Raw genomic sequence first — 22,333 nt, 5'->3', positions numbered from 1 at the left:
ATGCAAACTCGTGATGACATTTTCAACACCCTGCGCGATGCCTTGGTAGAACTCTTCGAGCTGGACCCTGAGCGCGTGAGCCTCGAATCCAACCTGTATCAGGATCTGGAAATCGACAGCATCGACGCCGTCGACCTGATTGATCACATCAAGCGTCAGACCGGCAAGAAAATTGCCGCCGAAGAATTCAAATCGGTGCGCACCGTCAGTGACGTGGTCGAGGCGGTCTACCGTCTGGTTCAACCGGCCGCATGAGTCGACTGATCGGCCTTGGCCTGCTGCTGGCGGGCCTGTTGTACCCCTTTGCGGTGTATTTCGGCATGGAACACTTTGCTCCGTGGCAGTTCGGTCTGCTGCTGGGCAGCCTTTGGCTGGCGCGGGCGCTGCTGGGTGCCCGTCGCCCCGGCAGCCTGTGGATGGCGCTCACTGCGATCGGCTTTTGCCTGTTGCTGGCGCTGTTCGACAGCCCGTTGCTGCTGCGTTGGTATCCGGTGCTGATCAGCGCTTTCATGCTGGGGCTGTTTGGCCTGAGCCTGAAAATCGGGCCGCCGATGGTTGAGCGCCTGGCGCGCCTGCGTGAGCCACACTTGCCGGCCAAGGCGATTGTTTACACCCGCCAGGTGACCGTCGTCTGGTGTGTGTTTTTCCTCTGTAACGGTTTGCTTGCCGCCGCCCTGACCCTGTGGGCGCCGCTGAGTTGGTGGATGTTGTACACCGGCCTGATTTCCTATGGATTGATGGGCCTGCTGTTTGCCATTGAATGGCTCATACGACAACGGGTACGAGGCCACCCATGAATTGGATATCACTTGAGCAGCTGTTGCTCAAGGCACAGCCGGAGCGTGCCGTTACGGCAGAACCGGCGTTGAATCACGCACAGCTGTGCGAACAGGCGCTAAGCCTGGCGGCCGGTCTGCAATCCCAAGGCGTGCAGCGTATCGCCGTGCACCTTGAAGATGCTGCTGACCTGGCGATTGCCCTGCTCGGCGCCTGGCGTGCCGGGGTCAGTGTGCTGCTGCCTGCCGACCTGCAACCGCAGACTCGCCAACGCTGGTCGAGCGAAGTCGATCTGTGGCTGACCGACCTGGCCGATGACGCGCACCTCACCGACTATCGGCAACCGCCCCTGCCCCACGCCGCACTGGATCTGGACGCCTGTCGCCTGAGCCTGTGCACGTCCGGTTCCAGCGGCGAACCCAAGCGCATCGACAAGACCCTGCGCCAGATAGCCAATGAAGTGCAGGCGCTGGAGCAGCTCTGGGGTACCGATCTGGGCCAGGCGTGCATCATCGGGAGCGTCGCCGCCCAACACATCTACGGCCTGCTGTTTCGGGTGCTGTGGCCGCTGTGTGCCGGGCGCTCGTTTGTGCGCAAGCAACTGGCCTTCCCGGAAGACTTGCAGCGAGCCAGTCGCGAACACACGGCGTTTGCCTGGGTCGCCAGCCCGGCGCTGCTCAAGCGCATGGGCGACAACCTCGACTGGCCGGCCTTGAGCGCGGTTCGCAGGGTGTTTTCCTCGGGTGGAGCGCTACCGGCCGAGGCTGCGCAAAGCCTCTACGAACGCTTGCAGCAATGGCCGACGGAAATCCTTGGCAGCTCGGAAACCGGTGGCATCGCCTGGCGTCAAGGTCACGATCTCTGGCAGCCGTTTGCTGAAGTCGAACTGAGTCAGGACAGCGAGGGCGCGCTGCTGATCGCCTCTCCCTACTTGCCCGTCGGCCATATTGAACACACCGCTGATGCCGCCAGAATCGCTGCCGACGGCCGATTCGAACTGCTCGGACGGCTGGACCGGATCGTCAAACTGGAAGAAAAACGTATCTCGCTGCCGATGCTGGAAAAGGCGTTGATGGAGCATGACTGGGTCGCAGAAGCACGCCTCGGCGTGGTCCGGGAAAACCGCGCCTCGCTGGGCGCGCTGCTGGTGCTGACCGACGCCGGCCTGCATGCCTTGCGCAATCAGGGCCGACGCACCGTCACGCAAGAATTGCGTCAGCACTTGAGCCAGCACTGCGAAGCCCTGGCCCTGCCAAGACGCTGGCGGTTACTGCGGCAATTGCCCCTGAACGCTCAAGGCAAACTGCCTCAAGCCGACGTCGAAGCCTTGCTGTTGGCACCCCGCCCGAAAGCGCCGGAAGTGTTGGAACAGGTCGAAGTCGATGGCGAATGGAGCCTGCAACTGGCCGTTCCGCCGGACCTCGCCTACTTCAGCGGACACTTCCCGCAAACGCCGGTATTGCCCGGTGTGGTGCAGGTGGATTGGGCGCTGAGCCTCGGCCAGCAATTGATGGACCTGCCGGCTAAATTCGCTGGCATGGAAGTGCTGAAGTTCCAGCAACTGGTGCGCCCCGGTGATGAAGTCCAACTGCACCTGCGCTTCGATCCGGAACGCGGCAAATTGTATTTCGCCTACCGCAATGAAACCGCGACCTGCTCCAGTGGGCGGATTCTGCTGGAGGTTGCAGGTGATGTATAAACCATGCGCAATCATCCCGATCTACAACCACGAAACCGCGATCACCACGGTGGTCGACGCGCTGATCGCCAGTGGCCTGCCGTGCATTCTGGTGGACGATGCCAGCGATCCATCCTGCGCCAGGGTGCTCGATCAACTGGCGCAGCGTGAAATGGTCAACCTGATCCGCCTCGCCGCCAATCAAGGCAAGGGCGGCGCGGTCATGACCGGCCTGCGCGAAGCCTCGCGCCTGGGTTTCAGCCATGCCTTGCAGGTGGACGCCGACGGCCAGCACGACCTGCAGGATGTCACGACCTTCATCGCACAATCGCGCGCTCATCCCGACGCGGTGATCTGCGGCTATCCGCAATACGACGCCAGCGTGCCGAAAGGCCGTTTGTACGCCCGCTACCTGACCCACGTCATGGTCTGGATCAACACGCTTTCCTTGCAGATCCGCGATTCCATGTGCGGTTTCCGCGTCTACCCGTTGCCGCCGACCCTGGCAGTGATCGACTCGGCGAAGATCGGCAAGCGCATGGATTTCGACTCGGACATCCTCGTGCGCCTGGCCTGGCGCAATCAGCCGATGCAGTGGCTGCCGACCAAGGTCCATTACCCGCTGGACGGTGTCTCGCATTTCCGTATGTTCCACGACAATGTGCTGATTTCGAGCATGCACACCCGGCTGTTCTTCGGCATGCTGCTGAGGGCCCCGGTGATCCTCTGGCGACGGTGGCGAGCATGAGCAGTAACGCAGACAAACAGCACTGGGCCGACCGCCAGGAGCGCGGCAGCTTCTGGCTGATGAAATTCACCGCGCTCTGCGCCAAAGTGCTGGGCCGACGGCTGCTGAGTCCGTTGCTGTACGGCATCGTCCTTTACTTTTTCCTGTTCGGTCGCAGTGCCCGCCGCAGTGCCTGGCAATACCAGCAACGCCTCGCGGACTGGAGCGCACGCCCGCAATTGCGACCGACCCACTGGCGAGTGTTCAGCCAGTTCATGGCCTTCGCCGATTCGATGCTCGACAAACTCGACGTATGGAACGGAAAGTTGAGCATCGATCACATCGAAATCGTCGACCCGGCGCTGCTGCGCAGTCAGCTGCGTGGCACTCGCGGGCAGATGCTGGTGGGCGCGCACCTGGGCAATCTCGAAGTCTGCCGCGCACTCGCGGAGATCGGCGAGAAGGTCACCATGAACGTGCTGGTGCACACCAAGCACGCCGAGCAGTTCAACCGATTGCTGGGCGAGGCCGGCGCGACCAATCTGCGGCTGATTCAGGTCAGTGAACTGGACCCGGTGATCATGCTGCAACTGCATGAACGACTGGAGCGTGGCGAGTGGCTGGCGATTGCCGGCGACCGCGTGCCGCTGCATGGCGGGCGCAGCGTGACCGTAGACTTCCTCGGTCATCAGGCTGCATTGCCCCAGGGGCCGTGGCTGCTGGCCGGCTTGCTGAAATGCCCGATCAATTTGCTGATGTGCCTGAAGAAACCGACGGGCCAATATCGCGTGACCCTCGAACCGTTTGCCGAGGCCGTGGTGTGGAAACGCAGCGACCGCGAGCAGGTCATTCATCAGTGGGCTTCCCGCTACGCCGAACGCCTGGGTCACTATTGCCTTGAAGCGCCCCAACAATGGTTCAACTTTTACCCTTTCTGGAAGACCGATGACGACGCCAACGCTTGAGCCGGTAACCTTCGGCGAACTCCCTTTGCGCATCGAAGACGTGCTGGCCGCGGCCAACCGTCAGGTGCCGACGCAGTTGCAAAGCGACCCTGCGTACCGTGAGCGCATCGCCAAGGGCGCGCGATTTCTCGATTCCCTGCTGGACAAGGAAGGCGTGATCTATGGCGTGACCACCGGTTACGGCGACTCGTGCGTGGTCGCGGTGCCGCTGCATCACGTCGAGGCATTGCCCCGTCATCTGTACACCTTCCACGGCTGCGGACTGGGCAAACTGCTCGACGCCCAAGCCACTCGGGCTGTATTGGCGGCGCGTTTGCAGTCGTTGTGCCACGGCGTGTCCGGGGTGCGCGTGGAACTGCTGGAGCGTCTTCAGGCCTTCCTCGAACACGACATCCTGCCGCTGATCCCGGAAGAAGGGTCGGTGGGCGCCAGCGGTGATCTGACCCCGCTGTCCTACGTCGCCGCAACCTTGTCCGGCGAGCGCGAAGTAATGTTCCGGGGCGAGCGCCGACAAGCCGCCGACGTCCATCGCGAACTGGGCTGGACACCGCTGGTGCTGCGCCCGAAAGAAGCGTTGGCGCTGATGAACGGCACCGCCGTGATGACCGGACTCGCCTGCCTGGCCTACGCCCGCGCCGATTACCTGCTGCAACTGGCGACCCGTATCACCGCGCTGAACGTGGTCGCGCTGCAAGGCAATCCCGAGCACTTCGACGAGCGCCTGTTCGCCGCCAAACCGCATCCGGGGCAGATGCAAGTCGCCGCGTGGTTGCGCAAGGATCTGGCAATCGATGCGTCGACCGCACCGCTGCACCGCCTGCAAGACCGCTATTCACTGCGCTGCGCGCCGCATGTCCTCGGCGTCCTGGCCGACAGCCTGAACTGGCTGCGTTCGTTCATCGAGATCGAACTCAACAGCGCCAACGACAACCCGATCATCGACGCTGAAGCCGAACGCGTGCTGCACGGCGGGCACTTCTACGGCGGCCATATTGCGTTCGCCATGGACAGCCTGAAAAACCTGGTGGCCAACGTGGCCGATCTGCTGGACCGGCAACTCGCCCTGCTGGTGGACGAGCGGTACAACCATGGCTTGCCAAGCAACCTTTCCGGCGCCACGGCTGACCGCGCGATGCTCAATCACGGCTTCAAGGCCGTGCAGATCGGCACCAGCGCCTGGACCGCCGAAGCGCTGAAAAACACCATGCCGGCCAGCGTCTTCTCGCGCTCCACCGAGTGCCACAACCAGGACAAGGTGAGCATGGGCACCATCGCCGCCCGCGATGCGATCCGTGTGCTGGAGCTGACCGAACAGGTCGCCGCCGCCACCTTGCTCGCCGCCAACCAGGGTGTTTGGCTGCGCAGCAAAGCCGAGGACGCGCGCCCGTTACCGCCAGCCCTGGCGGCCATGCACGAAGAGCTGGCCAAAGACTTCCCGCCGGTCATCGAAGATCGCGCGCTGGAAGGCGAATTGCGCCTGTGCCTGAAACGTATCGCCGAGCAACACTGGAGGCTGCATGCGTAGCAAGGGAGTGCTTCACACCGATACGGAAATCCTCGTGCCGTTCTTTGACGTCGACACCATGAACGTGGTCTGGCACGGCCATTACGTCAAATACCTGGAAGTCGCCCGTTGTGCGCTGCTGGACAAGATCGGTCACAACTACACCGCCATGGTCGAGTCGGGTTATGCCTGGCCGGTGATCGACCTGCAATTGCGCTATGTGCGCGGCGCCGTGTTCGGTCAAAAGCTGAACGTGCGGGCCAATCTGGTGGAGTGGGAGAACCGTCTGAAGATCAATTACCTGATCAGCGATGTGAAAACCGGTGAGCGTTTGACCCGCGCCAGTTCCGTACAGGTCGCTGTCGACATGAGCAGCCGCGAGATGCAGCTGGCCTCACCGAAGATCTTCACCGATGCCGTAGAAAGGATGCTCGCATGACCCCGTTTTTCAAATACCTCGGTGCGTTGGCGTTGCTCGGGCTGTCATCGATGGCTCATGCCTTCGATTTGCAGCAGTTGAGCGATCAACTGGCCAAGCCTGGTGTGATCCACGGCCATTTCATCCAGGAAAAACACCTGCGCGCATTGCCCCAGCCGCTGACCAGCAAGGGCACTTTTATCCTCGCTAAAAACCACGGATTGCTCTGGTTGTTGAAAACCCCGCTGCAACAGGATTACCGCATCACCAACAAAGGCATCGCCCGCCGCGACGCCAGCGGCTGGCAAATGCTCCCGGGCAAGAGCGCCGGCGCCGAGCAGAACCGCTTGTTCCTCGCCGTGTTGCAAGGTGACAGCAGCGGTCTGCAACGGGACTTCGAATTGTCTTTGAGCGGCGACGCACAGAACTGGAAACTGACGCTGATCCCGCGCTCAATGCTGCTCAAGCAGGTGTTCAATCAGATCAACATCACCGGCAGCGAATTGGTGCACAGCATCGAGCTGCTGGAAACCCAGGGCGACAGCACCCTTTTGCGCATGCAGGACAGCACCAGCACCCAACCGTTGAGCGACGCGGAGCAACATGACTTTGCCGAGTGAACGCAGACTTCCGTGGCTGTTTCTGATCCTGCTGTTGGCGGTGCTCGCGCTCGCCGGTTGGCAATGGCGCGACGGTGCACCGCTGTCGGCCAACCTGATGGAACTGGTGCCGGGCACGGCGCCGGACGCGCTGGAACTGCGCGCCGAACAACGCATACAAGAACCGTTGAACCGGGAAATGCTGGTGCTGGTAGGCCATAAAGATCGCCCGCAAGCCATTGCCATGGCGCAGAAACTCGGCGAGCAGTGGCAGGCCAGCGGTTTGTTCGAGAAGGTTCAGTGGAACCTGCAAGCCGACTTGCCGGCGCTGCGCACGCAATTGCTGCAAGGCCGGCTGTCGATGCTTTCGGCGATGGATCGGCAGCAGTTGATCGAACACCCCGACGCCTTTATCCAGCAGCGGGTGCAAGCGCTGTTCGACCCGTTCACCGGTTTCAGCCTGGTGCCGAGCCAGGATGACTGGCTGGGCCTGACCGGGCGCATCCAGAACAGCCAACCACAACACGGCGCCGTGCAACTGGACATCGGCAGCGGAGCGCTAGTCGCCGATGCCGACGGCAAGAGCTGGGTGTTGCTGCGGGCAAAAACCACCGGCAATGCTTTCGACATGAGCCTGCCGCTGCAAGTGGCTGACCTGCTTGAACGCAGCCGAAAAGAAGCCGCCCAGGCCGACGTGCAACTGCTCGCTGCCAGCGGTCTGCTGTACGCGGCCAACGGTCAGCAACAAGCCACCCGTGAAATGACATGGGTCGGCGGCGGTGCCACCGTGGGCATTTTGTTGCTGCTGTTGCTGGCCTTCCGGCGCTGGCGTGTCTTGCTCGCTTTCGTTCCAGTGCTGGTGGGCATGCTGTTTGGTGCGGTGGCGTGCGTGGCGCTGTTCGGTCACATGCATGTGATGACGCTGGTACTGGGCTCGAGCCTGATCGGCGTGGCCGTCGATTACCCGCTGCATTACCTGTCGAAAAGCTGGAGCCTGAAACCCTGGAACAGCTGGCCGGCGTTACGCCTGACCCTGCCGGGCCTGACGCTGAGCCTGATCACCAGTTGCATCGGGTACCTGGCCCTGGCCTGGACGCCTTTCCCGGCCCTGACCCAGATTGCCGTGTTCTCCGCCGCTGGCCTGCTCGGCGCCTACTTGTCCGCCGTGTGCCTGCTGCCCTCGCTGCTCAAGGGCGTGAACCTGCGACCGGCACATTGGCCGCTGCGTATCTGCGAGTGTTTGCTGAACCTGCGCGAAGCGCTGCTCAAACACGTCAGTACGCCCGTTTTATTGGCACTGCTGATTGCCTTCTGCGTCGGCGGCCTGTTGCAACTGGAAAGTAAAAACGATATCCGCCAGTGGATCGGCGCACCGCAGCAATTGACCGACGAAGCCCAGGCCATTGCGCGCATCACCGGCTATCAGCCGACCAGCCAGTTCTTCCTGGTGCGCGCGGCCAATCAACAGGAACTGCTCGAACGCCAGACTGCACTGAGCGAGCGCCTGGATCAGTTGGTCAACCTGGAAAAACTCCAGGGTTACCTGTCGCTAAATCAACTGGTCAGCCAGCCGAGTGAGCAGCGCAAAGTGCGCGAAGCGTTGAGCAAGTTGCCGCAGTTCTGGCAACCCTTGCTCGACCTCGGCGTGCCGGCAGAAGCGCTGCAAGCGGAGCTTGCAACGTTGCTGGAGCTGCCCGCCGAAGACATCGACGCCTCGCTGGTCGGTCCGCTGGCGGAACCTTATCGCACCCTGTGGCTGGGGCCGACCGATGAGGGCGTGGCGGCGATGGTCAGCCTGCAAGGCCTGAATAATCCTTCGCTGTTGCGCATTCAGGCGCTGGACTTGCCGGGGGTCGAACTGGTCGACCGTCTCGGTGAACTGAACAGCGTTTTCGCCGCGACACAGATCAGCGCGGCGCAGCTGAAACTCGCCTCCTGCGTGTTGATCGTGCTGGTGCTGATCCTGCCGTTTGGCTTCGGTGGTGCGTTGCGCATCGTCTCACTGCCCTTGCTGGCCGCGCTGTGCAGCCTGGCCAGCCTCGGCTGGATGGGCCAACCCCTGACCCTGTTCAGTCTGTTCGGCCTGTTACTGGTGACGGCGATCAGCGTCGATTACGCAATCCTCATGCGCGAACAGGTCGGCGGCGCCGCCGTGAGCCTGCTGGGCACCTTGCTGGCAGCGGTGACCACATGGCTGTCATTCGGTTTGCTGGCCGTGTCCAGCACGCCGGCGGTGAGCAACTTCGGCCTGTCCGTGAGCCTCGGGCTGGCGTTCAGTTTCATTCTGGCGCCCTGGGCCGGACGCCAAGTGAATGCCGCCGCCGTCGTGGAGCCAGCCGCATGATGATCGCCCTGTTTTGGCTGATGGCCATGACGATGTTCGCCGTGGCCATCCGTGTGGGTCGTCACTTCGGCCTGATCCCGATCGTCAGTCAGTTGCTGCTGGCGACCTTCGGTCTACCGCTGCTGATGTACGTCTGGATCGAGCCGGGCTGGCAACTCAGCGGCGCCGAGCTGATCTCGCCGGTGTGGCTAAAGAGCCTCTACAGCCTCGGTTTTGCCTTGTTGCTGGGAAACATCCTCAGCGATGTGATCGACCTGCGACTCGATCGCCAGAGCCTGAAAATCGCCCTGCCGAGTTTTTGCATTCCATTTGTCTGCGGTCTGGCGACTGCGGTCTGGTTGTTACCCGCACAGCCGTGGATCAGTTCATTGGCAGTGGGCCTGGTGTTCGCCATCACCGCGATCCCGGTGTTGTACCTCTACCTGCGACACATCAATTACCCGCCCGCCGCAACCCGGCGGCTGGTGCAAACCGCGATCCTCATCGACCTGGCATGCTGGACCCTGTTCGGCTTCGCCCAAGGCAGTCTGCACCTGAGCAGTCTGCTGCTGCCGCTGGTCGGCGCCTGCCTTCCGGTGCTTCTTCATTTGCTGGGTTTGCGCCAACCGTTACTGCACAGCGGCTGCTTTTTTGCGCTACTGGTGGTCGCCGAACACTTCAAGCTCAATGCACTGATTTTCGGCATCGGTTATCTGCTGTGCATGGCCGCGCTGAAAGTGCCGCTGCTGTTGCCGTTGCCGGCGATCTGGATGAACCGTTTGCAAACCTGGATCGCCATCCCGCTGATCCTCACCTTCGGTATCGTGCAGATCAATGTCCACGCCGCTATGGCCAGTCTCGGCTGGGTGCAGTTGGCGGCGCTGTTGCTGTTGCCGATTGCCAGCAAACTGCTGGGCAACTGGCTCGGGCTCGGCTGGGCCGGCGCTTCATTTGAAGGCGCCAGTCGCTGGCGCGAAAGCCTGCTGCTCAATATTCGCGGTTTGAGCGAGATCGTCTTTCTCAACCTGCTGCTGCAACAACAGCTCATCAGCCCGGCGTTGTACTTCGCGCTGATGGTGATGGGCCTGATCGCCACACTGCTGCCGGCACTTGCCGGCATGCACCAAACCCCTTTGAATATCGCCGCCCCGGCAAGGAGCCCCCGTGCCAACAGTTGAAATGGAACGTCGCCAGGTTGTTGTCATTGGCGCGGGTCCTTCGGGCGCCATTGCCGCCGCGCTGCTCAAGCGCAAAGGCCACGACGTGCTGATGATTGAACGCCAGCATTTTCCACGGTTTTCCATCGGTGAAAGCCTGTTGTCGCACTGCCTGGATTTCGTCGAAGAAGCCGGCATGCTCGACGCCGTGAACGCCGCCGGGTTCCAGATGAAAAACGGCGCCGCGTTCGCCTGGGGCGAGCACTACAGCGCCTTTGATTTCGGCGACACGTTCAGCAACGGCAAGCCGACCACCTTCCAGGTCCAGCGCGCCGATTTCGACAAACTGCTGGCCGATCAGGCCGCGCTGCAAGGCGTCGACGTTCGTTATGGCGAAGCCATCGTCAGTGCCGATTTCGACCTGCCCAAGCCGCAGCTCGATGTGCTTCGTGAGGATGGCAGCCAGTACCGCGTCGAAGCTGATTTTGTACTGGATGCCAGCGGCTACGGCCGCGTGTTGCCACGCCTGCTGGACCTTGAAGCACCGTCGAATTTCCCGGTGCGCCAGGCGGTGTTCACCCACATCGAAGACCATATCGACAGCCCGACCTTCGAGCGGGAAAAGATCCTTATCACCACCCATCCGATCCATCGCGACATCTGGTTCTGGACCATTCCGTTCAGCAACGGTCGCTGCTCGGTGGGCGTGGTCGCGGCCGCCGAGCACTTCGAAGGCCGCATGGACAACCTGGACGAGTGCCTGCGCGGCTTCATCGCTGAAACTCCAAGCCTGGCCTGTGTCCTGGAAAACGCGGTCTGGGACACGCCAGCCCGCACCATCGGCGGCTACTCGGCCAACGTCAAAACCTTGCACGGCCCGGGCTTTGCGTTGCTCGGCAACGCGGCAGAATTCCTCGATCCGGTGTTCTCCTCCGGCGTGACCATCGCCATGCGCTCGGCCAGCATGGCCGCCGGCGTGTTGCATCGCCAGCTGCAAGGTGAAAGCGTCGACTGGCAGACCGAGTTCGCCGCACCGCTCAAGCGCGGCGTCGACACGTTCCGCTGCTACGTCGAAGGCTGGTACGCCGGGACTTTCCAGGATGTGATTTATCATCCAGGCAGCTCAGCGGATATCCGCCGTATGATCAGCGCAATCCTCGCCGGTTATGCCTGGGACGAGCGTAATCCGTTCGTCAGCGAACCCAAACGTCGGCTGCGCGTGCTGTCGGAACTTTGCGCTAGAGATGCCACATGATCCGTTACCTGCTTCTGGGTTGCCTCCTGCTGCTGAGCGCTTGCGCCAGCCAGGCGCCGCTGCCCGGGCAAACCGAAAACCTGCCGCTGCCGCAGCAACTGCACATTCAGCGCTTGCTGGCTGATCAGCGTCAGGACTGGGTGTTAGTAATTGCTCGCGAAGGCCCGGGCATTCGCTGGTCGATGATGGACTTGTTGGGCATTCCGCAGGCACGCCAGAAACTGATCGATGGCCAGTGGCAAGCTGACGGCCTGCTGCCGCCGAATCCGGAAGCCCGGGAATTGTTCGCAGCGTTACTGTTCGCGTTGACCCCGCAAGACGAATTGCAGGCCAACTACCCCGAAGCCTGGCAACACGGCTCCCAACGTTCCCTGCCCACTCGCTGGGACGTGCGTTACTCGCCACCACTGAGATTTGAGTTGAACCTGCCTAAAGGTCCGAAGTACCTGGTCACGCCCTTGAGCGGGGAGACGCCATGACTGCTTACCTGAATGCTCTCGGGGTGATCTGCGCCCTGGGTCGCGACAAACAGGAAGTCGCCCGCAACCTGTTTGCTGGCGATTGCTCCGGCATGCGCAGCGAATCCGGCTGGGTGCCGGAGCGGTCGTTGCCAGTGGCGGCGGTACGTGGTGAGCTGGCGCCGATCCCGCCGGAACTGGCCGAGCAAAGCAGCCGCAACAACCAACTGCTGCTGGAAGCCGCGCTGCAAATTCGCGATGACATTGATCAAGTGATCCAGACTTACGGCCGCGATCGAATCGGCGTGATCCTCGGCACCAGCACTTCCGGCATCGATGAAGCCAGCCGTGGCCTGGCCCATTACATTCGCGAACATGAATTCCCTGCAGACTACGATTATCAGCAGCAGGAGCTCGGCGCGCCGGCCAACTTCCTCGCCGACTGGCTGCAATTGAGCGGCCCGGCGTATGTGATCTCGACGGCTTGCACCTCCAGCGCCCGGGCGCTGATGAGTGCCCAGCGGCTGCTCGATCTGGGTGTGTGCGATGCCGTACTGTGCGGCGGCGTCGACAGTTTGTGCAAACTGACCCTCAACGGCTTTTCGGCCCTGGAAGCGGTGTCCGAGCAGCGCTGCAATCCGTTTTCGGCCAACCGCAACGGCATCAATATCGGCGAAGCCGCCGTGCTGTTTCTGATGAGCAAAAAAGCCGGCGCGAGCCAACCGATTGCCCTGCTCGGCAGCGGCGCCAGTTCCGATGCGCACCATATCTCGGCGCCGGAGCCGACCGGCCGGGGCGCCCTGCAAGCGATGAGCAAAGCCCTGAACCGCGCGAAGGTGCAGCCCGAGCAAATCGGCTACCTGAACCTGCACGGCACCGCGACCCAACACAACGACGCGATGGAAAGCCTGGCGGTCTCGGCCCTGTTTCCGCACGGCGTGCCCTGCTCCTCCACCAAGCCGATGACCGGACACACGCTCGGCGCGGCCGGCGCCCTGGAAGCGGCGTTCTGCTGGTTGAGCCTGAGCACGAACAATCGGGAAAACCTCCTGCCGCCCCACGTGTGGGACGGTCAGCCCGACCCCGACTTGCCGGCCTTGCAGTGGGTGACCCCGGACCATCGCCTGACGTCCATTGCACCTCGCTACCTGATGAGCAATTCCTTTGCCTTCGGTGGCAACAACGTCAGCCTGATTATCGGAGATGCCCCATGATTGACTGGCCGCTCGCCGAGCTGCTGCCGCACGCTGGCGACATGATCCTCATCGAGCAGATCCTGGCGTTCGATGACGAGCAGATTCACACCCGCCTCACCGTCAAGCCCGGGGGCCTGTTCAATCGTCCCGACGGCAGCCTGCCGGCGTGGGTCGGTATCGAACTGATGGCCCAGAGTGTTGCCGCCTACGCCGGTTGCCATGCGCGCCAGCGCGGTGATGCGGTGGTGCTGGGTTTTCTGCTCGGCACCCGGAAATTCGAATGCAACGTGGAGCACTTCCCCGCGGGCACCGAGCTGACCATCCATGGACTGCGCTCGCTGGAAGACGACAACGGCATGGGCGTGTTCGAATGCCACATCAACGCCCCCGGCATTCACGCCACCGCCCGCCTGAACGTGTTCCGCCCGCCTCAGGCCGCTCAATACCTTCATGAATCCCAAGGAGCCAGCCATGACTGAATCCGTACTGGTCACCGGTTCCAGCCGCGGCATCGGCCGTGCCATTGCGTTGCGTCTGGCCCAGGCCGGGCACGACATCGTGCTGCATTGCCGCAGCGGCCTGGCCGACGCCATCGCCGTCCAGGGCGAAATCCAGGGGCTGGGACGCAATGCTCGAGTTTTGCAGTTCGACGTCTCAGATCGCGCCAGCTGCAAGGCCATCCTCGAAGCCGACGTGGAAGCTCATGGCGCCTATTACGGCGTAGTGCTGAACGCCGGCCTGACGCGTGACGGTGCTTTTCCGGCGCTGAGCGAGGATGATTGGGATGTGGTGATGCGCACCAACCTCGACGGTTTCTACAACGTGCTGCACCCGGTGATGATGCCGATGATTCGGCGTCGCGCAGCCGGGCGGATTGTCTGCATCACCTCGGTTTCCGGGTTGATCGGTAACCGTGGCCAGGTCAACTACAGCGCCTCCAAGGCCGGTTTGATCGGCGCGGCGAAAGCGTTGGCGATCGAACTGGGCAAGCGCAAAATCACCGTCAACTGTGTCGCACCCGGCCTGATCGACACGGCCATGCTTGACGAAAACGTGCCGGTGGAAGAACTGATGAAAATGATCCCCGCACAACGCATGGGCACTCCGCAAGAGGTGGCCAGCGCGGTGAATTTCCTGATGTCGGCGGAAGCGTCGTACATCACCCGGCAGGTTCTGGCCGTCAACGGAGGCCTGTGCTGATGAAGCGCGTCGTCGTCACCGGCATGGCCGGCATCACTTCACTGGGCAGCGACTGGGAGACCATCGCTGGCAACTTCGCGGCCAACCGCAGCGGCATACGCCGGATGGACGAGTGGGATCGGTTCACCGAACTCAACACGCGCCTGGCCGGGCCTATCGACGACTTCAAGGTCCCGAGCCACTGGACCCGCAAGCAGCTGCGCAGCATGGGCCGGGTCTCGCGCCTGGCGGTCGGCGCGTCGGAGCAGGCGCTGGCCGATGCCGGACTGTTGGGAAACCCGATCATCAAGGATGGCCGCATGGGCGTCGCCTGCGGCTCCTCCACCGGCAGCACCGACGAGATCAAGGCGTTCGGCAATATGCTGCTCAACTCGGTGGCGGAGGGCCTTAATGCCAACTCCTACGTGCGGATGATGCCGCACACCACTGCGGCGAACATCAGCATCTTCTTCAACCTCACCGGCCGGCTGATCCCGACGTCCAGCGCCTGCACCAGCGGCAGCCAGGGCATCGGCTACGCCTACGAGTCGATCAAATTCGGGCGCCTGCCGCTGATGCTCGCCGGCGGCGCCGAAGAACTGTGCCCCACCGAAGCCATGGTCTTCGACGCGCTCTACGCCACCAGCCTGAAAAACGACGCCCCGCAAACCAGCCCACGTCCGTATGACAAAGACCGCGATGGCCTGGTGATCGGTGAGGGCGGCGGCATGCTGGTGCTCGAAGAGCTTGAACATGCGTTGGCACGCGGCGCGCACATCCATGCCGAACTCGTCGGTTTTGGCAGCAACGCCGACGGCCAGCACACCACCCGCCCAGAGCAAGTCACCATGCGCCGGGCCATGGAACTGGCGCTGGAAGACGCCGGGCTGCAACCGTCAGACATCGGCTACGTAAACGGCCACGGCACGGCGACAGAGCAGGGCGACATTGCCGAAACACTGGCCACCAGCGCGTTGTTCGGCGAGCACATGCCGATCAGTTCGCAGAAGAGCTTCCTCGGGCACACCTTGGGCGCCTGCGGTGCGCTGGAATCCTGGTTCAGCATCGAAATGATGAACCGCGACCTGTACGTGCACACGTTCAACCTCGACGAGGTCGATCCGCACTGCGGCAAGCTCGACTACCTGCGCGGCGAGTTCCGCCAGATGAGTAATGAGTACGTGATGAACAACAATTTTGCGTTTGGTGGCGTCAACACTTCGCTGATTTTCCGTCGCTGGCACTGATCTGAAAAAAACGTCTGGAGTGAAGGGAATGACTCTGTTTCAGCGCATCGGCGCAGTATTCACCCTGGCCGTTGCGCTGAGCGGCTGCACCAGCCCGGTGTACACCGCCAAGGAACACTTTCCCGGCGACAAGGGCCTGAGCGACGACAGGATGAGCCGCGCCATCGTCACCGCACTGATCGAGCGCCAATGGATCGTGCAGTCGGCGCGCCCCGGCATGATCAAAGCGGCAATCACCGTGCGCGACCGGCACCACGCCGAAATCGACATCCCCTATACCTCCACCTCGTTCGAAATGGACTACCGCGACAGCCGCGGCCTGGACTACAAGGACGGCAGGATCCACGGCACCTACAACCGCTGGATCAATTACCTTCGCGACGACGTGGTCAAACAACTGGCCACCGACCCGGACGCTGATCAAGTCTTCGCCTCGCAAGGCGCCTATGAACCCACCTACCAGGACTTTCAGGAAGGCGTGAAACGCGCCACCGAAGTCGGTCTGCTGGACGGCAGCGTCAAGTTCTACCTGGCGGGAGAAGCACTGCCGACTCAGGTGCACAAGCTGAAGGCGGTGAGCAGCAGCCGAAGAGCCGACGACAACGAAGACAAATCCGCTGAAGACGCCTGCTACTGGGCGTTGCAATCGACCTTGGCGACGTTGCAAAGCAAGGCCAAGAAGGCTGGTGCTAACGCCGTGATCAACATCGCCGGCATCAACAAGCGCGACCTGAGCCAGGACACCGGGAAATACCAGTGCAGTGACGACGAGGAAATACCTGGGCTGGAAGCGCTCAAGGCCGTGGTGTCCGGGGTGGCGTTGCGCGGGGATCTGGTGCGGGTTGACTGAGGCGAGCACCTCGAGAACGACAAAGGGCGCCTTTCGGCGCCCCTTCACAAACAGGTCGGCTTGTCATCGCCCTGTACCTGTCTGGCTCTGCGATGGCTGGTTGCCCAGGATCCTCAGAGTCTCACAAGCCCCTTACGGGAACGGGGGGAGTATTGCCCGAAACAGGATCAAGGGCAACGACTGGCCATTCGCCTGACTGCGCCACTTCCGATGCCATCACAGGCCAAGCGCACGACGTACCGCGACTTTGATTGCGTAAAACTCGTCTGTTTCAAGGTGTGAAATAACATAAACACGCTTTCCATGTCGGTCTCGACTTTTGATCCGGTCCAGCCTGGAGAGGCTTACTGTCGCAACCATATCGCATTTCGCCCAGCAAACAGGACTGGCACCCTGTAGATGACTTTGAAGTTCCAGGTGGTGATCAAGTATGCGATCCGGAGCGGTAGTACTGAGCGGCACAACTGTCACCAGTAAGCTGTTGGTTTTGTGTTTTCGTATCACGACAACAGGTCTGACTTTGATCATTTCGGGGACTTCATACCCCCTGAAATCACAAATCAGCACACTGCCTTCCTTCGGTTGATATAGAAGTGGCATCCATGGCACTCATCGAAAGAAATCGATTTTGCTCAACAATCGCGCAAATCACTAAACAGGATCCGTTACTTTAAGTGTCCCTGCGCTCAAGTCCCCTCAACCTTCCTCGTCAACAAATCCACAAACGCCTTGGCCATCGGCGACTTCTGGTCCTTGCGCTGCACCAGCCACACCGCCGACACCGCTTCCGGATCAAGCAACGGCCGGTAGACCACGCCGTCAATGCGCATCCGCTGATAAGAGGCCGGCAGCACCGACACGCCCAGCCCCGCCGCCACCAACCCGATAATCGTCATTGCCTCGCCTGCCTCTTGCGCGAAGTGCGGGCTGAAACCGGCATCGCGGGCCAGGCTGAGCAACTGTGCATACAGGCCGCTGCCATAGCTGCGTGGGAAGAAAACGAACGGTTCGAGGGCCAATGCCGAGAGGAACAAACCCTCTTCGCTGTCGTTCACTAGCGGATGTTTGGAGCTGAGCACCGCGACCAGCGGCTCACGCATCAACTCCACGACGCTGAGGGAATCCGGCAGCCCAAGCGGTCGCATGATGCCGACTTCGATCGACTCATCGACCAGCGCGTCGGCCACTTGGGTGCTGCTCATCTCCCGCAGATTCAAATGCACCGCCGGGAAACGCTGGCGGAACGAGAAAATCGCCTGGGGAATGGTCGAGTTGAACGGCGCCGATGAGGTGAAACCAATTTTCAGTTCGCCCAACTCACCCAACTGCGCACGCCGTGCCACGTCGGCCGCTTTGTCGACCTGCGCCAGCACCAGTCGCGCTTCTTCCAGAAACAGCCGACCGGCCTCGCTGAGCTCGACCCGACGATTGGTTCTCTCGAACAGCCGTGCTCCGACTTCCTGTTCCAGCGCCTGAATCTGCTGGCTCAGGGGCGGTTGCGAGATGCCCAGCACCTGAGCGGCGCGGCCGAAGTGCAATTCTTCGGCGACGGCGATGAAGTAGCGCAGGTGACGCAATTCCATGAAAACTCCATTAGGTCGTTAAACCTATCAAACAGGTCGAACAATATATTGGATTGAATCATTAGGCAGCTATATGCTTTTTTCATTGCCTGACCGGCTGCGCCCTCCGAGGTCCGAAGTGAAAACTGCTGTCGCCCCCCTTGCCCACGAAGTTCCGCCCGCTGCGGTGGACGATGTTGTCGCCGAATTGAAAGAGATCTACATCGAGAAAGGCACGCCAATGTTCATGCGCACGGTACTGGCGCTGTTCTCCGGCGGCTTTGCGACCTTCGCCCTGCTCTACTGCGTACAGCCGATGATGCCGCTGCTGTCCCACGAGTATTCGATCAATGCGGCGCAGAGCAGCCTGATCCTCTCGGTGGCCACCGGCATGCTCGCCATTGGCTTGTTGATCACCGGCCCGATCTCCGACCGTGTCGGACGCAAACCGGTGATGGTCGCGGCCTTGTTCGCCGCCGCACTGTGCACCATGGCCAGCGCGATGATGCCGAGCTGGCAAGGCGTGCTGGTGATGCGTGCGTTGATCGGCTTGTCGTTGAGCGGCCTGGCAGCGGTCGCCATGACGTATCTGAGCGAAGAGATCCACCCGCAGCACATCGGGCTGGCGATGGGTTTGTACATCGCCGGCAATGCGATTGGCGGGATGAGCGGCCGCTTGATCACCGGCGTGTTGATCGACTTCGTCAGCTGGCACACGGCAATGCTGGTGATTGGCGGGCTGGCGCTGATCGCGGCGACGGTGTTCTGGAAAATCCTCCCCGAATCACGCAACTTCCGCCCCCGCTCGCTGCACCCGCGCAGTCTGCTCGATGGCTTCACCATGCACTTTCGCGACGCTGGCCTGCCGCTGCTGTTCCTTGAAGCCTTCGTGCTGATGGGTGCGTTTGTCACCCTATTCAACTACATCGGCTATCGCTTGCTGGCCGAGCCGTACCACATGGACCAAGTCTTCGTCGGTCTGCTGTCGGTGGTGTACCTGTCGGGCATCTACAGCTCGGCGAAAATCGGCTCCTTGGCCGACCAACTGGGCCGGCGCAAAGTGCTCTGGGCGACGATTGTGCTGATGCTCGCAGGCCTTGCGCTGACCATGTTCACGCCGCTGCCGTTGGTGATTATCGGCATGTTGATCTTCACCTTCGGCTTCTTTGGCGCGCATTCCGTGGCCAGCAGTTGGATAGGACGGCGAGCGGTGAAAGCCAAGGGGCAGGCTTCGTCGCTGTACCTGTTCAGCTATTACGCCGGGTCGAGTATTGCAGGGACAGCGGGCGGGGTGTTCTGGCACTTGGGCGGGTGGAACGGGATCGGGTTGTTCATTGGTGCGTTGCTGGTGATTGCGCTGCTGGTGGCGTTGAAGCTGGCGAAGTTACCGCCGTTGGGCGGAGTCAAAGCCTGACACCACTCCGTGTGGGAGCGAGCCTGCTCGCGAAAGCGGTCTTTCAACAGACATCACTGTTGGATGTGCCGGCCTCTTCGCGAGCAGGCTCGCTCCCACAGGGGCCGAGTGTGACCTGAGATCTCTATACAAAAACGCCCGGCATAAGCCGGGCGTTTTTTATTGGACGACGATCACTCGTGATATTGCGCCGACAGCTCATGTACCGCGCGCATGAACGCACCCGCATGTTCCGGATCAACTTCCGGTGTGATGCCATGGCCGAGGTTGAACACATGACCACTGCCTTTGCCGTAGCTGGCGAGAATTCGACCGACTTCGGTGCGGATGGCTTCTGGCTTGGCGTACAGCACAGTCGGGTCCATGTTGCCTTGCAGGGCGACTTTGTTGCCGACGCGTCGGCGGGCTTCGCCAATGTCGCAGGTCCAGTCCAGGCCCAACGCATCAGCGCCAGCGTCGGCGATGCTTTCCAGCCACAGGCCGCCGTTCTTGGTGAACAGGATGACCGGTACTTTGCGGCCTTCGTGTTCGCGGATCAGGCCGCTGACGATTTTGCGCATGTAGGCCAGGGAAAACTCCTGGTACGCCGCCGCCGAGAGGTTACCGCCCCAGGTGTCGAAAATCTGCACCGCTTGCGCGCCGGCCATGATCTGGCCATTGAGGTAGCTGGTGACCGACTGCGCGAGCTTGTCCAGCAGCAGGTGCATGGCTTGCGGGTTGTCGTAGAGCATGGCCTTGGTCTTGCGGAAGTCTTTCGACGAACCGCCTTCGACCATGTAAGTGGCCAGCGTCCACGGGCTGCCGGAGAAGCCGATCAGCGGCACGCGGCCGTTGAGTTCGCGGCGGATGGTGCTGACCGCGTCCATGACGTAGCCAAGGTCTTTGTGCGGATCAGGAATCGGCAGGGCTTCGATATCGGCCATCGTGCTGACGACTTTCTTGAAGCGTGGACCTTCGCCGGTTTCGAAGTACAGGCCTTGGCCCATGGCGTCCGGGATGGTGAGGATGTCGGAGAACAGGATCGCCGCGTCCAGTTGCGGATAGCGGTCGAGTGGCTGCATCGTGACTTCGCAAGCGAACTCCGGGTTCATGCACAGGCTCATGAAGTCACCGGCCTTGGCACGGCTGGCGCGGTATTCCGGCAGGTAGCGACCGGCCTGACGCATCATCCATACCGGCGTGACGTCTACGGGTTGCTTGAGCAGGGCGCGAAGGAAACGGTCGTTCTTCAGGGCAGTCATGTCGGCATCCGGAAAAAAAGTGCGGGCATTTTCTCAGAGCTCGACACAAAAGGCACGGTTGCAGGTCAGCCTTTTGTCTATCGGATCAATATGTCGCGGGGAAATACGCTATTTAGCAACACGCTGAAACCAATGTGGGAGCGAGCCTGCTCGCGAAGAGGGCTTCACATTCAACATCTCTGTTGACTGATCCACCGCTTTCGCGAGCAGGCTCGCTCCCACAATTGATCGCATTCCAGTTCTGGAAAGTGATCAGACGCCCAGGTAATCCAGGATCCCTTCGGCCGCATTGCGGCCTTCGAAGATCGCCGTTACCACCAGGTCAGATCCGCGAACCATATCGCCACCGGCGAAGATTTTCGGGTTGCTGGTCTGGTGCTTGTACTGACCTTGTTCCGGGGCCACCACGCGGCCCTGGCTGTCGGTCTGGATGCTGAACTGCTCGAACCACGACGCCGGGCTCGGACGGAAACCAAATGCGATGACCACGGCGTCGGCCGGGATGATCTCTTCGGAGCCCGGGATCGGCTCGGGGCTGCGACGGCCACGGGCGTCCGGTTCGCCGAGACGGGTCTCGACCACCTTCACGCCTTCGACGCGGTCTTCACCGACGATGGCGATCGGCTGGCGGTTGTAGAGGAATTTCACCCCTTCTTCCTTGGCGTTCTTCACCTCTTTGCGCGAGCCTGGCATGTTCGCTTCGTCACGACGATAAGCGCAGGTCACCGACTTGGCGCCCTGGCGAATCGAAGTACGGTTGCAGTCCATCGCCGTGTCGCCGCCGCCCAGCACCACAACCTTCTTGCCTTTCATGTCGACGAAATCTTCCGGCGACTTTTCAAAGCCCAGGTTGCGGTTGACATTGGCGATCAGGAAGTCGAGCGCGTCATGCACGCCCGGCAGATCCTCACCGGCAAAGCCGCCCTTCATGTAGGTGTAGGTGCCCATGCCCATGAACACGGCATCGTATTCTTCGAGCAGTTGCTCGATCGTCACGTCCTTGCCCACTTCGGTGTTCAGGCGAAACTCGATACCCATGCCGGTGAAGACTTCGCGACGATTGCTCAGCACGGTCTTTTCCAGCTTGAACTCGGGGATACCGAAGGTCAGCAGACCGCCGATTTCCGGGTTCTTGTCGAACACCACCGGGGTCACGCCGCCGCGTACCAGCACGTCGGCACAACCCAAACCTGCCGGGCCTGCACCGATCACCGCAACACGCTTGCCGGTCGGTATAACCTTGGACATGTCCGGGCGCCAGCCCATGGCGAACGCGGTATCGGTGATGTACTTCTCGACCGAACCGATGGTCACCGCGCCGAAGCCGTCGTTGAGGGTGCAGGCACCCTCGCACAGACGATCCTGCGGGCACACCCGACCGCAGACTTCCGGCAGGGTGTTGGTCTGGTGCGACAGCTCGGCGGCCTGGAGGATGTTGCCCTCGGCCACCAGTTTCAGCCAGTTCGGAATGAAGTTGTGCACCGGGCACTTCCATTCGCAATACGGGTTACCGCAACCCAGGCAGCGGTGGGCCTGATCGGCCGAATGCTGGGGTTTGAAGGGTTCGTAGATCTCCACGAACTCTTTCTTGCGTTGACGCAACAGTTTCTTCTTCGGATCTTTGCGCCCGACATCGATGAATTGGAAGTCGTTGCTGAGACGTTCGGCCATCTTCAAAACCTCGTACACGACAGCTTCAAGCTACAAGCTTCAAGCTGCAAGAAAATCAAATTAATCCGCCACACCGCGCAAGCTTCAAGCTCGGCGCTTGAAGCTTGCGACT

General features: G+C 61.6%; 22 protein-coding genes. 18 read left to right on the top strand and 4 right to left on the bottom strand.

The genetic code is table 11. The annotated features are described in order from the left end of the window. From RHP74_RS02525 to RHP74_RS02445, 17 genes are read left to right on the top strand one after another with little or no spacing between them, the layout of a single operon-like run. Positions 1-255 (top strand): acyl carrier protein, encoded by a 255-nt coding sequence (locus RHP74_RS02525; protein ID WP_007992314.1) that lies wholly within the window; start codon positions 1-3, stop codon positions 253-255. Then, on the top strand, positions 252-797 hold the full coding sequence (locus RHP74_RS02520; protein ID WP_145309919.1) for a hypothetical protein: 546 nt from the start codon (positions 252-254) through the stop codon (positions 795-797). Before RHP74_RS02525 ends, RHP74_RS02520 begins: the two co-directional genes overlap by 4 nt. Next, a complete protein-coding gene (locus RHP74_RS02515; protein ID WP_311097636.1) occupies positions 794-2,476 on the top strand; it encodes an AMP-binding protein in 1,683 nt (560 codons plus the stop codon). Before RHP74_RS02520 ends, RHP74_RS02515 begins: the two co-directional genes overlap by 4 nt. Further along, positions 2,469-3,203 carry a glycosyltransferase family 2 protein gene (locus RHP74_RS02510; RefSeq protein ID WP_311097635.1) on the top strand — a complete coding sequence of 245 codons (735 nt, stop codon included), beginning with the start codon at positions 2,469-2,471 and terminating at the stop codon, positions 3,201-3,203. Before RHP74_RS02515 ends, RHP74_RS02510 begins: the two co-directional genes overlap by 8 nt. Beyond that, on the top strand, positions 3,200-4,147 hold the full coding sequence (locus RHP74_RS02505; protein ID WP_010464379.1) for a glycosyl transferase: 948 nt from the start codon (positions 3,200-3,202) through the stop codon (positions 4,145-4,147). Before RHP74_RS02510 ends, RHP74_RS02505 begins: the two co-directional genes overlap by 4 nt. Continuing rightward, positions 4,128-5,672 (top strand): histidine ammonia-lyase, encoded by a 1,545-nt coding sequence (hutH, locus tag RHP74_RS02500; protein ID WP_304816542.1) that lies wholly within the window; start codon positions 4,128-4,130, stop codon positions 5,670-5,672. The genes RHP74_RS02505 and hutH overlap by 20 nt, the downstream gene beginning before the upstream one ends. Further along, positions 5,665-6,090 carry a thioesterase family protein gene (locus tag RHP74_RS02495; protein WP_010464383.1) on the top strand — a complete coding sequence of 142 codons (426 nt, stop codon included), beginning with the start codon at positions 5,665-5,667 and terminating at the stop codon, positions 6,088-6,090. The genes hutH and RHP74_RS02495 overlap by 8 nt, the downstream gene beginning before the upstream one ends. Continuing rightward, positions 6,087-6,689, top strand: coding sequence for an outer membrane lipoprotein carrier protein LolA (locus tag RHP74_RS02490; RefSeq protein WP_311097632.1), 603 nt, complete (start codon positions 6,087-6,089; stop codon positions 6,687-6,689). Before RHP74_RS02495 ends, RHP74_RS02490 begins: the two co-directional genes overlap by 4 nt. After that, positions 6,673-9,012, top strand: coding sequence for an MMPL family transporter (locus tag RHP74_RS02485; protein ID WP_311097630.1), 2,340 nt, complete (start codon positions 6,673-6,675; stop codon positions 9,010-9,012). Before RHP74_RS02490 ends, RHP74_RS02485 begins: the two co-directional genes overlap by 17 nt. Continuing rightward, positions 9,009-10,169, top strand: a complete 1,161-nt coding sequence (locus tag RHP74_RS02480) for a sodium:proton antiporter (protein ID WP_311097628.1) — start codon at positions 9,009-9,011, stop codon at positions 10,167-10,169. Before RHP74_RS02485 ends, RHP74_RS02480 begins: the two co-directional genes overlap by 4 nt. Further along, entirely contained in the window at positions 10,156-11,403 is a 1,248-nt protein-coding gene (locus tag RHP74_RS02475; protein ID WP_010464390.1) for an NAD(P)/FAD-dependent oxidoreductase, read from the top strand. Before RHP74_RS02480 ends, RHP74_RS02475 begins: the two co-directional genes overlap by 14 nt. Next, entirely contained in the window at positions 11,400-11,882 is a 483-nt protein-coding gene (locus RHP74_RS02470; RefSeq protein ID WP_154502718.1) for a hypothetical protein, read from the top strand. The genes RHP74_RS02475 and RHP74_RS02470 overlap by 4 nt, the downstream gene beginning before the upstream one ends. Further along, complete coding sequence (locus RHP74_RS02465; RefSeq protein WP_083375220.1) at positions 11,879-13,075, top strand: beta-ketoacyl-[acyl-carrier-protein] synthase family protein; 1,197 nt, start codon at positions 11,879-11,881, stop codon at positions 13,073-13,075. The genes RHP74_RS02470 and RHP74_RS02465 overlap by 4 nt, the downstream gene beginning before the upstream one ends. Then, positions 13,072-13,536, top strand: coding sequence for a hotdog family protein (locus RHP74_RS02460; protein WP_083375221.1), 465 nt, complete (start codon positions 13,072-13,074; stop codon positions 13,534-13,536). Before RHP74_RS02465 ends, RHP74_RS02460 begins: the two co-directional genes overlap by 4 nt. Beyond that, positions 13,529-14,257 carry a 3-oxoacyl-ACP reductase FabG gene (gene fabG, locus RHP74_RS02455; protein WP_221108089.1) on the top strand — a complete coding sequence of 243 codons (729 nt, stop codon included), beginning with the start codon at positions 13,529-13,531 and terminating at the stop codon, positions 14,255-14,257. Before RHP74_RS02460 ends, fabG begins: the two co-directional genes overlap by 8 nt. Further along, the gene (locus RHP74_RS02450) at positions 14,257-15,483 is read left to right on the top strand and encodes a beta-ketoacyl-ACP synthase (RefSeq protein WP_311097621.1); all 1,227 of its coding nucleotides are present in this window, start codon (positions 14,257-14,259) and stop codon (positions 15,481-15,483) included. Before fabG ends, RHP74_RS02450 begins: the two co-directional genes overlap by 1 nt. Positions 15,484-15,511: 28 nt before the next feature. Then, a complete protein-coding gene (locus tag RHP74_RS02445; RefSeq protein WP_282411181.1) occupies positions 15,512-16,333 on the top strand; it encodes a hypothetical protein in 822 nt (273 codons plus the stop codon). Between the two features lie 216 nt (positions 16,334-16,549). Here the strand turns inward: RHP74_RS02445 and RHP74_RS02440 are convergent, their stop codons facing one another. Together RHP74_RS02440 and RHP74_RS02435 are read right to left on the bottom strand one after the other, a co-directional pair. After that, positions 16,550-16,933, bottom strand: a complete 384-nt coding sequence (locus tag RHP74_RS02440; protein ID WP_311097619.1) for a type II toxin-antitoxin system PemK/MazF family toxin — start codon at positions 16,931-16,933, stop codon at positions 16,550-16,552. 86 nt (positions 16,934-17,019) lie between these two features. Beyond that, complete coding sequence (locus RHP74_RS02435; RefSeq protein ID WP_083375224.1) at positions 17,020-17,916, bottom strand: LysR family transcriptional regulator; 897 nt, start codon at positions 17,914-17,916, stop codon at positions 17,020-17,022. Positions 17,917-18,034: 118 nt separating this feature from the next. Here RHP74_RS02435 and RHP74_RS02430 point away from each other — a divergent pair, with 118 nt between their 5' ends. Beyond that, positions 18,035-19,309 (top strand): MFS transporter, encoded by a 1,275-nt coding sequence (locus tag RHP74_RS02430; RefSeq protein WP_311097618.1) that lies wholly within the window; start codon positions 18,035-18,037, stop codon positions 19,307-19,309. Between the two features lie 173 nt (positions 19,310-19,482). Here RHP74_RS02430 and hemE read toward each other — a convergent pair whose 3' ends face one another. Together hemE and RHP74_RS02420 are read right to left on the bottom strand one after the other, a co-directional pair. Beyond that, positions 19,483-20,550, bottom strand: a complete 1,068-nt coding sequence (gene hemE / locus RHP74_RS02425; RefSeq protein ID WP_010464411.1) for a uroporphyrinogen decarboxylase — start codon at positions 20,548-20,550, stop codon at positions 19,483-19,485. Positions 20,551-20,802: 252 nt separating this feature from the next. Then, a complete protein-coding gene (locus RHP74_RS02420) occupies positions 20,803-22,221 on the bottom strand; it encodes an FAD-dependent oxidoreductase (RefSeq protein ID WP_010464413.1) in 1,419 nt (472 codons plus the stop codon). Between the last annotated feature and the right edge of the window lie 112 nt (positions 22,222-22,333).

The organism is Pseudomonas sp. SG20052, from assembly GCF_031766055.1.
GTDB classification, from domain to species: domain Bacteria; phylum Pseudomonadota; class Gammaproteobacteria; order Pseudomonadales; family Pseudomonadaceae; genus Aquipseudomonas; species Aquipseudomonas mandelii.
Note: the sequence above shows the minus strand (reverse complement) of the source record. Positions and strands in the feature narration are given on the sequence as shown.